Raw genomic sequence first — 13,833 nt, forward strand, 5'->3', positions numbered from 1 at the left:
GGGGCGGATGCGGTGAGCATCGGCCGTCCGCTGGCCAACACCGGTCTGTACGTGCTGGACGAGCGACTGCGGCAGCTGGCAGGCCGCCGCCGAGACCGCCGCGCCGGCCCGCGCCGAGCGCACCCGCCGCCGTGCCACCTCGGCCGCCGGCGCCCCGACCGCCGAGGCCGCGGCCGAGGCCCCGGCCGCGGTCGTCACCGAGGCCAAGCAGGCCGAGACCCGTGCGGCCGAGACCCGTGCCTTCGAGGGCCGCGAGGAGGGCCGCACCGAGACCCGGCGCGACCGTCGTGACCGTCGTGACCGCCGCGAGGGCGGCGAGCGCGCGGACCGCCAGGAGGGCGGCGAGATCCAGGCCGGCCAGGACGGCGAGGGGCGCGAGTCGCGCCGCGACCGCCGCAACCGCCGTGACCGCGCCGACCGCCAGGGCCAGCAGGGCGGCCAGCAGCAGGGCGCCCAGGACGCCCAGCAGACCCGCCAGGCCCCGCCGGCCCAGCCGCAGGCCCAGCAGGGCGGTTACGAGGACGACGAGTTCGGCGACGGCCGTCGTGGCCGTCGTGGCCGCTACCGCGACCGCCGCGGCCGTGGCCGCCGCGAGGGCTTCGAGGCCGGCGTGGCCGAGCCGCAGGTCGGCGAGGACGACGTCCTGATCCCGGTCGCGGGCATCCTCGACATCCTCGACAACTACGCGTTCGTGCGCACCTCCGGCTACCTGCCGGGCCAGAACGACGTCTACGTCTCGCTCGCCCAGGTCCGCAAGAACGGCCTGCGCAAGGGTGACGCGATCACCGGCGCCGTGCGCCAGCCGCGCGACGGCGAGCGCCGCGAGAAGTTCAACGCCATGGTGCGCCTGGACTCCGTCAACGGCATGGACCCGGAGAGCGGCCGCGGCCGCCCCGAGTTCAACAAGCTGACCCCGCTGTACCCGCAGGAGCGGCTGCGCCTGGAGACCGACCCGGGCGTGCTGACCACCCGGATCATCGACCTGGTGTCGCCGATCGGCAAGGGCCAGCGCGGTCTGATCGTCGCGCCGCCGAAGACCGGCAAGACGATGGTGCTGCAGGCGGTCGCCAACGCGATCACCCACAACAACCCCGAGTGCCACCTGATGGTCGTCCTGGTCGACGAGCGTCCGGAGGAGGTCACCGACATGCAGCGGTCGGTGAAGGGCGAGGTCATCTCCTCGACCTTCGACCGCCCGGCCGAGGACCACACCACGGTCGCCGAGCTCGCCATCGAGCGCGCCAAGCGCCTGGTGGAGCTGGGCCACGACGTGGTGATCCTGCTGGACTCGATCACCCGCCTGGGCCGCGCCTACAACCTGGCGGCGCCGGCCTCCGGCCGCATCCTGTCCGGTGGTGTCGACTCGACCGCGCTGTACCCGCCGAAGAAGTTCTTCGGTGCCGCGCGCAACATCGAGAACGGCGGCTCGCTGACGATCCTGGCCACCGCGCTGGTCGAGACCGGCTCGCGGATGGACGAGGTCATCTTCGAGGAGTTCAAGGGCACCGGCAACATGGAGCTCAAGCTCGACCGGAAGCTCTCGGACAAGCGCGTCTTCCCGGCCGTCGACGTCGACGCCTCCAGCACCCGCAAGGAGGAGATCCTGCTGGGCAACGAGGAGTTGGCCGTCGTCTGGAAGCTCCGCCGGGTGCTGCACGCGCTCGACTCGCAGCAGGCGATCGAGCTGCTGCTGGACAAGATGAAGCAGACCAAGAGCAACGCCGAGTTCCTGATGCAGATCGCCAAGACGACCCCCGGGTCGGGCGACTGACCGGGGACGAGTCCCGGCTGACACGGAACCCCGGACCGCGCGAGCGGTCCGGGGTTCCGGCGCGTCCGGAGGGTGAGGCGGGGGCCCGCTCCCGAGTTGCGATATTTCAAGGTCTTTAGACCGCTATGTCCGACCTATGCTGGACCGTATGGCCGAGCAGAAGAGGGTCCTCAGCCGCCGCCGCAAGGTCCTGCGGGTGGCCGCCTGCGCGTTCGCGGGGCTCGTCGTCCTCGGCGCGGGGGCGGCCGGGTACGCGTACCTCACCTTCAACGGCAATCTGAAGAGCGTCGACATCGACGCCCAGCTGGGCACCGCCCGGCCCCCGGCCGCCACCGACGGATCGTTCAACCTGCTGGTGCTCGGCTCGGACTCCCGGGCCGGCGGCAACGGCGAGCTGGCCGGCGGCGCGGCCGACGGCACCGCCCGCTCGGACACCGCGATGGTGGTGCACGTCAACCAGGACCACTCGCGCGCCGACGTGGTGTCGATACCGCGCGACACCCTGGTGCCCCGGCCCGAGTGCGTGGACGCCAAGGGCAAGGCCGTGCCGGCCGCCAAGCGCGCCATGTTCAACAGTGCCTACGAGAACGGCGGCGCCGCGTGCGCGGTGAAGACCGCCGAGCAGTTCACCGGCCTGCGGATGGACCACTACCTGGAGATCGACTTCGCCGGCTTCGCCCGGGTCGTCGACGCGATGGGCGGTGCCACCGTGACCACCACCGTGCCGATCCACGACAAGGACAGCGGACTGGACCTCCAGCCCGGCACCCACCACCTCGACGGCACCCGGGCGCTGGCCTTCGTCCGCACCCGGCACGGCGTCGGCGACGGCAGCGACCTCGGCCGGATCGAGCTCCAGCAGCAGATGGTGCGCTCGCTGCTCCAGCAGGTCGGCGGGCTCGGCCTGCTCACCAACCCGGTCCGGCTCTGGTCGCTCGGCGACACGCTGACCCGCAGCATCACCACCGACTCCGCCCTCGGCTCGGTGAACTCCCTGGTGGGGCTCGCCCAGGAACTGCGGGGGATCGGGCCCGACCAGCTGACCATGGTCACCCTGCCGGTGGTCGCGGCCCCCGGCGACCCCAACCGGGTGGTCGCCCGCCAGCCGCAGGCCGATCAGCTGTGGGCGGCCCTGAAGGCCGACCGGACCGTTCCGGTGGAGGTCGTGAGCGCCCAGCCGTCCAACCCCGCGCAGGGCACCCCGAAGGCCGGCCAGGGGGCCTCCCCGACCGCCTCGAAGCGGGCCTCGACGGGCACCTCCGCGGGCGCCTCCGCCGGCCCGTCCACGGCGGCCTCCGCCGGCCCGCAGGTGGGTCCGCAGGTGAGCCCCCGGGTGAGTCCGCTGGTCAGCCCGTACACGAGTCCGTACACGAGTCCGTACGCGAGCCCCCGCACGGGCACCGGCACGAGCCCCTTCACCAGCCCGTCCGCGGGCCGGTGAGCCGCCCCCGGGAGGCCGGCCGGGAGCCGCCGGCACACCTCCGGCGGACGGCCGACGGGCCTGTCGGGCAGGGGCGGCGGATGCCCGGAATATCCCGGGACGCGCCCCGGTTTGGGAAGAAGCGGCCGGTCCTGGCAGACTGGTCCGTCGGTCCCGGTTCACGTGCGGCTTCCCGCCGCCGACCCGGTGCCCTCCCGAATCACTAGGAGAACCCCTTGAAGCCCAACGTTCACCCCGAGTACGTGGTCACCCATGTGACCTGCACCTGCGGCGCCGAGTTCACCACCCGCTCGACCGAGACCAGTGGCGAGATCCGCGCCGAGGTCTGCTCGCAGTGCCACCCGTTCTACACCGGCAAGCAGAAGATCCTCGACACCGGTGGCCGCGTGGCCCGCTTCGAGGCCCGCTTCGGCAAGCAGCACAGCGCGAAGGCCTAGCGCTCCCTCGGCGCCGGTCTCCGGCGTCCCCGTACACGTTTCGGGGGCGCTGGGACCGGCGCCGTTCGCGTCCCACCACGCTCGTCCCCCGCGCTCCCCACCCAACGCTCCTCACCCCCCCCACCGGCTCCCACGGGAAGAAGGCCCCCATGTTCGAGGCAGTCGAAGAGCTCCTCGTCGAGCACGCCGACCTCGAAAAGAGGCTGGCCGACCCGTCCGTCCACGCCGACCAGGCGAACGCCCGCAAGCTGGCCAAGCGCTACGCCGAGCTGACCCCGATCACCCGGGTCTACCGGGAGTGGCGGCAGGCCGGCGAGGACATCGAGGCCGCTCGCGAACTCGCCGCCGAGGAGCCCGAGTTCCTCGCCGAGGTGAAGGACTCCGAGGCGCGCCGCGAGGAGCTGACCGAGGAGCTGCGGCTGCTGCTGGTCCCGCGCGACCCGAGCGACGAGAAGGACGTCATCCTGGAGATCAAGGCGGGCGAGGGCGGCGAGGAGTCCGCGCTGTTCGCCGGTGACCTGCTCCGGATGTACCTGCGCTTCGCCGAGCGGATCGGCTGGAAGACCGAGATCATCGACTCCAACGAGTCCGACCTCGGCGGGTACAAGGACGTCTCGGTGGCCGTGAAGACCAAGGGCAACGCCGAGCCCGGCCAGGGCGTCTGGGCCCGGCTGAAGTACGAGGGCGGCGTGCACCGCGTGCAGCGCGTCCCCGCCACCGAGTCGCAGGGCCGCATCCACACCTCGGCGGCGGGCGTGCTGGTCACCCCGGAGGCCGAGGAGGTCGAGGTCGAGATCCACGCCAACGACCTGCGGATCGACGTCTACCGCTCCTCCGGCCCCGGCGGCCAGTCGGTCAACACGACCGACTCGGCGGTCCGGATCACCCATCTCCCGACCGGTATCGTGGCCTCCTGCCAGAACGAGAAGAGCCAGCTCCAGAACAAGGAGCAGGCGATGCGCATCCTGCGCTCGCGGCTGCTGGCGGCCGCGCAGGAGGAGGCCGAGCGGGAGGCCTCCGACGCCCGCCGCAGCCAGGTCCGCACGGTCGACCGCTCCGAGCGGATCCGGACCTACAACTACCCCGAGAACCGCATCTCGGACCACCGCACGGGCTTCAAGTCGTACAACCTGGACCAGGTCCTGGACGGCGAGCTCGCCGCGGTGATCCAGTCCTGTGTCGACGCGGACGCCGCGGCCAAGCTCGCCGCCGCCCAGCAGAGCTGAGACCGCCAGAACCGAGCCGGCGCGAAGGCCCGGCGGATACGCCAGAGCGCGGAAACAAGAGGTCGTACGGATGAACCTGCTGCTCGCCGAGGTGGCCCAGGCCACCCAGCGGTTGGCCGCGGCCGGTGTGCCGTCGCCGCGCTTCGACGCGGAGGAGCTCGCGGCGCACGTCCACCACGTCAAGCGCAGCCAGCTGCACACCGTGCCGGACGCCGACTTCGACGCCCGCTACTGGGAGGCGGTCTCGCGCCGCGAGGCCCGGGAGCCGCTGCAGCACATCACCGGCCGGGCCTTCTTCCGCTACCTGGAGCTGGAGGTCGGCCCGGGCGTGTTCGTGCCGCGCCCGGAGACCGAGACCGTCGTCGAGTGGGCCATAAACGCCGTCCGCGACATGGACGTCGCCGAGCCGCTGGTGGTCGACCTGTGCTCCGGCTCCGGCGCCATCGCGCTCGCCCTCGCCCAGGAGCTGCCGCGCTCCGTCGTCCACGCCTTCGAGCTGGACGAGGGCGCGCTGCGGTACACCGAGCGCAACATCGCCACCAGCGGCGACCGCGCCCGGGTCACCCTGCACGCCGGCGACGCCACCCGGGCCTTCGCGGACGACCGCTCCTGGGACGGCCGCTTCGACCTGGTCATCTCCAACCCGCCGTACATCCCGCTCACCGAGTGGGAGTACGTGGCGCCCGAGGCCCGCGACCACGACCCGCGGATGTCGCTGTTCTCCGGCGAGGACGGCCTGGACACCATCCGGGGCATCGAGCGGGTCGCCGCCCGGCTGCTGCGCCCGGGCGGCGTGGTGGTCATCGAGCACGCCGACACCCAGGGCGGCCAGGTCCCGTGGATCTTCAACGAGGAAGCCGGCTGGACCGACGCCGCCGACCACCGCGACCTGAACAACCGCCCGCGCTTCACCACGGCCCGAAAGGCCTCGTTGTGACCACCGAGGTGACCACGAGGGTGGCCGCGAGGGCGAACACCAAGCGCTGCGCCACGGCCCGCGGGGCCTGGCAGTGATGAGCCGTTCCGGAAGGGGACCGTACCGATGAGCCGCCGCTACGACTGTGCCGACACCGGGGACCGCGCCACCGGCCTGCGCGAGGCCGCCTCGGCCATCCGCCGGGGCGAACTCGTCGTGCTGCCCACCGACACCCTGTACGGCGTCGGCGCGGACGCCTTCTCCCCGGAGGCCGTCGGCGCGCTGCTGGCCGCCAAGGGCCGCGGCCGCAACATGCCCTCACCGGTGCTGGTCGGCTCGCCCACCACCCTGCACGGCCTGGTCACCGACTTCTCCGAGCAGGCCTGGGAGCTGGTCGACGCGTTCTGGCCCGGCGGGCTCACCCTGGTCGCCAGGCACCAGCCCTCGCTGCGCTGGGACCTCGGCGAGACCCGCGGCACCGTCGCGGTGCGGATGCCGCTGCACCCGGTCGCCATCGAGCTGCTGAACACCACCGGCCCGCTGGCCGTCTCCAGCGCCAACCGCACCGGCGGCCCGTCGCCGGCCACCTGCGACGAGGCCCAGCAGCAGCTCGGCGACGCCATCTCGGTGTACCTGGACGGCGGCACCGCCGACCACGCCACCGCCTCGTCGATCGTCGACGTCACCGGCAAGGTCCCGGTGCTGCTGCGGGCCGGTGCGATCAGCGTCGAGCAGCTGAGGGAGGTCGTCCCCGACCTGGAGGCCGGCAGTTGACGGCCGCCTCCCTCCATGCCGGGCCCGGCATATCGCCGTACCTGAGCGTGGGACCGCGGCCGCTGGACCACTTCCGGATCCTCTTCGTCTGCACCGGCAACATCTGCCGCTCGCCGATCGCCGAGCGGCTCACCCGGCGTGAGCTGGACACCCGGCTCAGCCCCCGGGTGGCCGGCCGCATCCTGGTGGAGAGCGCCGGCACCTGGGGCCACGAGGGCGCGCCGATGGAGGAGCACGCCGCCACCGTGCTGGACGAGTACGGCGCCGACAGCGGGGGCTTCACCGGCCGCGAGCTGCTGGACGAGCACGTGGTCGAGGCGGACCTCGTGCTCACCGCCACCCTCGACCACCGGGCCCAGGTCATCTCGATGGGCCACGAGGCGGGGCTGCGCACCTTCACGCTGAAGGAGTTCACCCGGCTGGTGCGCACGATAGACCCGGGCACCCTGCCCGACCCCCGGCGCGGCGCGGACGTCACCGAGCGGGCCCGCGCCCTGGTGCGCGCCGCCGCCGCGCTGCGCGGCTGGCTGCTGGCGGCCAGCCCGGAGTCCGACGAGGTGCACGACCCGTACGGCGCGCCGATCGGGATGTTCCGCAACTGCGGCGAGGAGATATTCCACGCGGTGGACCCGGTCGTCACGGCGCTGACCGGAGTACCGGCGCGCCACTGACCCGCCCGGCCGGGTGCACCCCGCCCGCGTCGGCGGGCCGGGCGCCCCGGGCGGTCATACGCTGGAGGGACGCCCCCGGTCACCGCCGGAGGTCCCCCACACCCCGCCGCGCCCGGGAGCCCCGCCATGACCGTCACCGATGCCGCGACCGGCCCCCTGCCCGCGACGGCCCCCGGACGGCCCGAGGAGACGCTGTTCCGGGCCGATCCGCAGCTGGCCGACCTGCTGGCCGCGGAGGCCGAACGGCGGGCGGAGACGATCCAGCTGCTGGCGGGGGAGAACCTCACCAGCCCGGCGGTCCTGGCGGCGCTCACCGGCCCGCTGATCGACAAGTACGCCGAGGGCTACCCCGGCCGGCGCCACCACACCGGCTGCGCGCTGGCGGACGCCGCCGAACTGCTGGCGGTCGACCGGGCGCGCGGACTCTTCGCCGCCCCGCACGCCAACGTCCAGCCCCGGTCGGCCACTTCCGCGATGCTGGCGGCGTACGCGGCGCTGCTGCGGCCCGGCGACGTGGTGCTCGCGATGTCCCTGCAGCACGGCGGCCACCTCAGCTGCGGCTCGCGGGCCAACTTCTCCGGCCGCTGGTTCGACTTCGTCGGCTACGGGGTGCGCGAGGACGACGGGCTGGTCGACCTCGACCAGGTCCGCGAGCTGGCCCGGCGCTACCGCCCGAAGGCGATCGTGGCCGGCGGCATCTCCCACCCGCGCCACCTGGACTGGGCGGCCTTCCGGGAGATCGCCGACGAGGTGGACGCCTACCTGATCGCCGCCGCCGCCCAGACCACCGGCCTGGTCGCGGCCGGGATCGCGCCCTCCCCGGTGCCGTACGCCGACGTGACCGTGGCCGCCACCCACAAGCTGCTGCGCGGCCCGCGCGGCGGTCTGCTGCTGTGCACCGCCGAACTGGCCGACCGGGTGGACCGGGCGGTGTTCCCGTTCAGCCAGGGCGGCGCGGCGATGAACGAGGTCGCCGCGAAGGCGGTGGCGCTGGCCGAGGCCGGCACCGCGGAGTACCGGGCCTACGCGCACCGCACGGTGGCGGGGGCGCGGGTGCTGGCGGCCGGGCTCGCGGCGGCCGGGATGCCCCTGCTGACCGGCGGCACGGACACCCACCTGGTGACCGCCGACGTCTCGCCGCTCGGCCTCACCGGGGCCGAGGCGGAGCGCCGTTGCGCCGCCGCGGGACTGATGCTCGGCAAGTGCGCACTGCCGTTCGACCAGGCGCCGCCCTCGGAGACCTCCGGGATCCGGCTCGGGACGGGTACGGTGACCTCCCAGGGCATGGGCGAGAGCGAGCTCGCGGAGCTGGCCGGGCTGATCGCCCGGCTGCTCACCGGGGGCACGGACTCCCGCGGCGATGCCGGGACCGCCGCCCGGGTGCGCGAGATCGCGCGGGCCTTCGCGGGCCGCCGGTAGCGGGCCGAACGGATCTCCTACCCGCCAGTGCGAACCGCGATGCGCACCGTCGGCGTCGGACTCAATAAGGTGTGTGCCGTGGCGACGCACCTCGAACCCCGGAAGAGCGCGGAAGTACCGTCGGTACTCACCCGCCGGACTGTGACACAGGAGGTCAGTGGTGCGTGAGTACCTGCTCGTGCTGTTCTGCACCGCGGCCGTCAGCTACCTCCTGACCGGTCCGACCCGGAAGTTCGCCATCGCGGCCGGCGCCATGCCGCCGGTGCGCGCCCGTGACGTGCACCGCGAGCCCACCCCCCGGCTGGGCGGCATCGCCATGTTCGGCGGCCTCTGCGCCGGCATCCTGGTCGCCTCGCAGCTGGACAACCTCAGCAAGGTCTTCGCCCAGGGCACCGACATCCGCGCGCTGCTCTCCGGCGCCGGGATCATGTTCGTGCTGGGCGTGCTGGACGACAAGTGGGGCGTCGACGCCCTGGTGAAGCTGGGCGGCCAGATGATCGCCGCCGGCGTGATGGTCTGGCAGGGCGTCACGGTGATCACCCTCCCGGTGCCCGGCGCCGACTTCGGCACCCTCGTCGTCAGCCCCACCCAGGGCATGGTCATCTCGGTGACCCTGGTGGTCGTCATGGTCAACGCGGTGAACTTCATCGACGGCCTGGACGGCCTGGCCGGCGGCATGGTCTGCATCGCCGCCTCGGCCTTCTTCCTGTACTCCTACCGGCTCTGGTACGGGTACTCCATCCAGGACGCGGCCCCCGCCGTGCTGTTCAGCGTGCTGCTGATCGGCATGACCCTGGGCTTCCTGGCGCACAACGTGCACCCGGCCCGCATCTTCATGGGCGACTCCGGCTCGATGATGCTCGGTCTGATGCTGGCCGTCGCCGCGATCTCCATCACCGGCCGGGTCGACCCCGACCTGCTGCAGAGCGAGGCCGGTTCGCAGACCGCCGCCGTGCACGCCCTGGTGCCCCTGTACATCCCGCTGCTGCTGCCGCTGACGGTCATCGCGCTGCCGCTGGCCGACCTGCTGCTCGCGGTGGTCCGGCGGACCTGGGCCGGCCAGTCGCCGTTCGCCGCGGACAAGCGTCACCTGCACCACCGGCTGCTCCAGGTCGGACACTCGCACAGCCGCGCCGTGCTGATCATGTACTTCTGGGCCGCGCTGATCGCCTTCGGCACCGTCGCCTTCTCGGTGACCGACACCGGCCGCACCGTGATCCTCACCCTGGCCGGGCTCTGCCTGGTCGGCCTGGTGGTGCTGCTCACCCCGCGCTTCCGCCCGCACGCCCCGCAGGCGGTGCAGGCCTTCGTCCCGCCGCGCTACCGCAGGCGCGGCGCGGGCCGCGGCGGCGAGGCGCGCGCCGGGGCCGCGCGCGGGGAGTCCCCGTCGGTGGCGGCGGGGGAGCCGATGGCGGAGCTGTCGGCCAAGGACAAGGAGTTGCTGGGCCGTCTCGGTGAAGGTTCCTCGGCGGTCGGCGGCCGGGGCCGGGGGAGCTCCCGGAGCTGATCCAGGGGGCTGATGGACCGTCAAGACCCTTCACCCGTACGGCGGCACTATTGGGCCACCGGTGTGACAGGTACCACACATTCATGGTAAAGCTCTCATCAAATAGTTTGTGATACCGTTCACGAGTACCGAGAACACGCCGAAAGACCAGACAGGTGGACGTCATCCGTCCCTGGTCGGTCTCCCTCGACGGCTCGCCGCCAAGCGGCCGGCCGGCGGCGACCCTCTCGGTCCGGTGCCACCCACCACGCTTCCCGCCAGTCCCCCCGCCACATCGACATGCCGCCGGAGTTGCCGACATGCCGTCCACCGACGCCCGGATCCTCCGGGGCGCCGCGATCCCCACTGCGATCGCCGGAATCGTCGCGATGGTGATCTCGTTCGCCGTCGCGGGCACCAAGGGGATGCTCGGCGCACTCTTCGGAGCGCTGCTGGTGATGGCGTTCTTCAGCTTCGGCCAGGTCGCCCTCGACCGGCTGACCAGGAACAATCCGCACATCCTGATGGCCGCGGCGCTCCTGGTGTACACCACGCAGATCCTGTTGGTCGGCATCGTTCTCGCGGTGTTCAAGGACACGACGCTGTTCAACCGACAGACGTTCGCCTTCACGTTGCTCGGCTGCGCTCTGATCTGGACCGGTTTCCAGGTGCGCGGCGCACTGAAGGCCAAGATGTTCTACGTCAACCCCGACGCCTCCGAAAACAAGGGCGACAAGCCTTCCGACTCGGGGCGTCAACAGTGACGAGGCCTGACTGTCCCCCCAACGAGGGGGGCGGTGTTTATGCCGCACTGACGGGCTGCTATCGTCCGTCGCAACAACGGAGTACGGGAAGAGGCCTGGTCTGTCCGAACAGCGGACGGATCGCCCCCCGGGTCCGTGAAGTCTTCGATGATCCCGCGGCGGTGCTCAGCACTGCCGCGCCGGGTCGGCGAGAAACCCATCAAGTTCAAGTGCCGCTCCGTGGCCGCAGGCCACGCCGACACACCGAGGTTGCCGTATCCATGCGTCACGACGAAGGAGTCCGTGGTGAGTGCTGAACTCACGTCCTCGCTCGCCTCAGGCAGTTGCCACTTCGGGGACGCTGGCTGCGGCTTCCCGGCCCCGGGCCTGAACGAGTTCCAGTTCGAGCCGATCTTCACGATCGGCAGCGTCGAGTTCAACAAGCCGATGCTGCTGTCGATCATCGTCGCGATGCTGGTGGTCGTCTTCTTCTGGGCCGCCTTCGCCAAGCCGCGTCTGGTTCCGGGGAAGCTGCAGCTGGTCGGTGAGATCGGCTACGACTTCGTCAAGCGCTCCATCGTGCTGGAGACGATCGGCAAGAAGGGCGAGAAGTACGTCCCGATGCTGGTCTCGATGTTCTTCTTCGTCTGGCTGATGAACATCATGTCGATCATTCCGTTCGCCCAGTTCCCGGTGACGGCCGCGATCGCGTTCCCGGCCGGCCTCGCGCTGGTCGTCTGGGTCACCTACATGGGTCTGACCTTCAAGAAGCACGGTTTCGTCGGCGGTCTGAAGAACCTCTGCTGGCCGTCGGGCATCCCCGGCTGGGTCATGTTCATCCTGGTGCCGATCGAGTTCTTCTCGAACATCTTCGTGCGCCCCTTCACGCTCGCGGTCCGAGCCTTCGCGAACATGTTCGCCGGCCACCTGCTGATCGTGATGTTCTCCATCGCCTCCTGGTACCTGCTCAGCCCGACCCTGGGCGCGCTCTACGGCACCGCCTCCTTCGTGGTGGCCGTCGGCCTGACCGCCTTCGAGCTGCTGGTCCAGTTCCTGCAGGCCTACATCTTCGTGATGCTGGCCAGCAGCTACATCGCCGGTGCCCTGGAAGAGGCGCACTGAGCCAGGGGCCACGGCCCTCCTGAACCACCCCCGGAACGCCCGGTGGCCAATCACCACCGGTTCACCACCCCTGCAAAGGACACACTGCAATGAGCATGCTCGCTGAGGTCGGCGTCTACGGTTCCGTCGCTTCCATCGGCTACGGCCTCGCCGCGATCGGCCCCGGCATCGGTGTCGGTCTCATCTTCGGCAACGGCGTCCAGGCCATGGCCCGTCAGCCCGAGGCCGCCGGCCTGATCCGTTCCAACATGTTCATCGGCTTCGCGCTGACCGAGGCGCTCGCCCTCATCGGCATCGTCATGCCGTTCGTCTTCGGCCAGGGCCCCAAGTAATCCCCGCCGTAGACCCTTCGAGGAAGGTCCAGATATGAGCATCGCGGCCCAGCTCGCGCAGGAGGAGGGGGAGATCATGAACCCCCTGCTCCCCGCGTGGCCCGAGATCATCATCGGCCTGATCTGCTTCTTCATCGTCTTCGGCATTCTCGGCAAGAAGCTCCTCCCCAGCATCGAGAAGGTGCTGACGGAGCGTCGGGACGCCATCGAGGGCGGCATGGAGCGGGCCGAGGCCGCTCAGGCCGAGGCTCAGGCCCTGCTTGAGCAGTACCGTGCCGAGCTCGCGGAGGCGCGCCACGAGGCCGCCAAGATCGTGGAGCAGGCGCGCGAGCAGGGTGCTGCCCAGCTCGCCGAGATGCGCGAGGAGGGCCTGCGTCAGCGCGAGGCCATCGTCGCGGCCGGCCACGCCCAGATCGAGGCCGACAAGAAGCAGGCGACTGCCGCCCTGCGCCAGGACGTGGGTTCGCTGGCCTCCCAGCTGGCCTCCCGCATCGTGGGTGAGTCCCTTGAGGACCACGCCCGGCAGAGCGGCGTCATCGACCGCTTCCTGGACGAGCTGGAGGCCAAGGCCACCGCTGCCCAGGGCGCGGCCAAGTGATCGGCGCCAGCCGCGAGGCCCTCGCCGCCGGCCGGGAGAACCTGGAGAGCCTGACCGACTCCACCTCGGTGGACCCGGCCAAGCTCGCCGAGGAGCTCGCCGCCGTGACGGTCCTGCTGGACCGTGAGGTGTCGCTGCGCCGCGTCCTGACCGACCCCTCGCGGTCCGGTCAGGACAAGGCCCAGCTGGTGTCGTCGCTGCTGACCGGTCAGGTCTCCGGCGAGACCCTCGACCTGGTCTCCGGCCTGGTCCGCTCCCGCTGGTCGGGTCCGCGTGACCTGGTCGACGGTGTCGAGGAGCTGGCCGCGTACGCCGAGGTCACCGCCGCCGACAAGGCCGGTGCCCTGGACGACGTCGAGGACGAGCTGTTCCGGTTCGGCCGGGTGGCGAGCGGCTCGCACGAGCTGCGCTCCGCGCTGACCGAGCCGAAGGCCGGCAACGCCGCCAAGGCGTCGCTGATCAAGAAGCTGCTCGGCGGCAAGGCCAACGCGGCCACCGTCCGGCTGGTCACCAGCCTCGTCACCAACCCGCGTGGCCGTAGCCTGGAGCAGGGCCTGGAGTCCTACTCCAAGCTCGCCGCGGCGCGGCGCGGGCGCGTGGTGGCCCTGGTCACCACCGCGGTGCCGCTGTCGGACGGCCAGAAGGAGCGCCTGTCGGGTGCTCTGGGCCGGCTCTACGGCCGCCAGGTCCACCTGAACATCGACGTCGACCCCGAGGTCGTCGGCGGCGTCCGGGTGCAGATCGGCGACGAGATCATCGACGGCACCGTGTCGAGCCGCCTCGAAGGCGCTCGCCAGTCGCTCGAAGGCTGAGCACCAGCCCATCCGACCCTCGGTCGGGACCCGGCTCCCCGGAGCCGGCAAATCGTACGGCCGGTTCGAGAGACCCGGCCGAGAG

General features: G+C 71.8%; 13 protein-coding genes and 1 pseudogene. All 14 read left to right on the forward strand.

Annotated features, from left to right (window positions below):
• Positions 1-82: 82 nt before the first annotated feature.
• Positions 83-1,771 (forward strand): annotated as a pseudogene (gene rho / locus ACWEQL_RS07580) (transcription termination factor Rho); the annotation flags it as partial.
• Between the two features lie 148 nt (positions 1,772-1,919).
• The gene (locus tag ACWEQL_RS07585; protein WP_452149260.1) at positions 1,920-3,212 is read left to right on the forward strand and encodes an LCP family glycopolymer transferase; all 1,293 of its coding nucleotides are present in this window, start codon (positions 1,920-1,922) and stop codon (positions 3,210-3,212) included.
• 215 nt (positions 3,213-3,427) lie between these two features.
• Complete coding sequence (rpmE, locus tag ACWEQL_RS07590) at positions 3,428-3,649, forward strand: 50S ribosomal protein L31 (protein WP_329489607.1); 222 nt, start codon at positions 3,428-3,430, stop codon at positions 3,647-3,649.
• 149 nt (positions 3,650-3,798) lie between these two features.
• The gene (prfA, locus tag ACWEQL_RS07595; protein WP_452149261.1) at positions 3,799-4,875 is read left to right on the forward strand and encodes a peptide chain release factor 1; all 1,077 of its coding nucleotides are present in this window, start codon (positions 3,799-3,801) and stop codon (positions 4,873-4,875) included.
• Between the two features lie 70 nt (positions 4,876-4,945).
• Positions 4,946-5,812 (forward strand): peptide chain release factor N(5)-glutamine methyltransferase, encoded by an 867-nt coding sequence (prmC, locus tag ACWEQL_RS07600; RefSeq protein WP_452149262.1) that lies wholly within the window; start codon positions 4,946-4,948, stop codon positions 5,810-5,812.
• A 105-nt stretch (positions 5,813-5,917) separates the two neighbouring features.
• Positions 5,918-6,565, forward strand: coding sequence for an L-threonylcarbamoyladenylate synthase (locus ACWEQL_RS07605; RefSeq protein WP_452149263.1), 648 nt, complete (start codon positions 5,918-5,920; stop codon positions 6,563-6,565).
• Positions 6,566-6,594: 29 nt separating this feature from the next.
• The gene (locus ACWEQL_RS07610; RefSeq protein WP_452149316.1) at positions 6,595-7,236 is read left to right on the forward strand and encodes an arsenate reductase/protein-tyrosine-phosphatase family protein; all 642 of its coding nucleotides are present in this window, start codon (positions 6,595-6,597) and stop codon (positions 7,234-7,236) included.
• 126 nt (positions 7,237-7,362) lie between these two features.
• The gene (locus ACWEQL_RS07615) at positions 7,363-8,655 is read left to right on the forward strand and encodes a serine hydroxymethyltransferase (protein ID WP_452149264.1); all 1,293 of its coding nucleotides are present in this window, start codon (positions 7,363-7,365) and stop codon (positions 8,653-8,655) included.
• A gap of 160 nt (positions 8,656-8,815) precedes the next feature.
• The gene (locus ACWEQL_RS07620; protein ID WP_452149265.1) at positions 8,816-10,162 is read left to right on the forward strand and encodes a glycosyltransferase family 4 protein; all 1,347 of its coding nucleotides are present in this window, start codon (positions 8,816-8,818) and stop codon (positions 10,160-10,162) included.
• Between the two features lie 299 nt (positions 10,163-10,461).
• On the forward strand, positions 10,462-10,905 hold the full coding sequence (locus ACWEQL_RS07625; protein WP_452149266.1) for a hypothetical protein: 444 nt from the start codon (positions 10,462-10,464) through the stop codon (positions 10,903-10,905).
• 285 nt (positions 10,906-11,190) lie between these two features.
• On the forward strand, positions 11,191-12,006 hold the full coding sequence (gene atpB / locus ACWEQL_RS07630; RefSeq protein WP_452149267.1) for a F0F1 ATP synthase subunit A: 816 nt from the start codon (positions 11,191-11,193) through the stop codon (positions 12,004-12,006).
• A gap of 89 nt (positions 12,007-12,095) precedes the next feature.
• Positions 12,096-12,338: an ATP synthase F0 subunit C gene (gene atpE, locus ACWEQL_RS07635; RefSeq protein ID WP_030302757.1), complete on the forward strand. Its 243-nt coding sequence runs from the start codon at positions 12,096-12,098 to the stop codon at positions 12,336-12,338.
• Positions 12,339-12,372: 34 nt separating this feature from the next.
• A complete protein-coding gene (locus ACWEQL_RS07640; RefSeq protein WP_452149268.1) occupies positions 12,373-12,936 on the forward strand; it encodes a F0F1 ATP synthase subunit B in 564 nt (187 codons plus the stop codon).
• A complete protein-coding gene (locus ACWEQL_RS07645) occupies positions 12,933-13,748 on the forward strand; it encodes a F0F1 ATP synthase subunit delta (RefSeq protein WP_452149269.1) in 816 nt (271 codons plus the stop codon). Before ACWEQL_RS07640 ends, ACWEQL_RS07645 begins: the two co-directional genes overlap by 4 nt.
• Positions 13,749-13,833 lie beyond the last annotated feature (85 nt).

The sequence above is a fragment of the Kitasatospora sp. NPDC004240 genome (assembly GCF_053603215.1).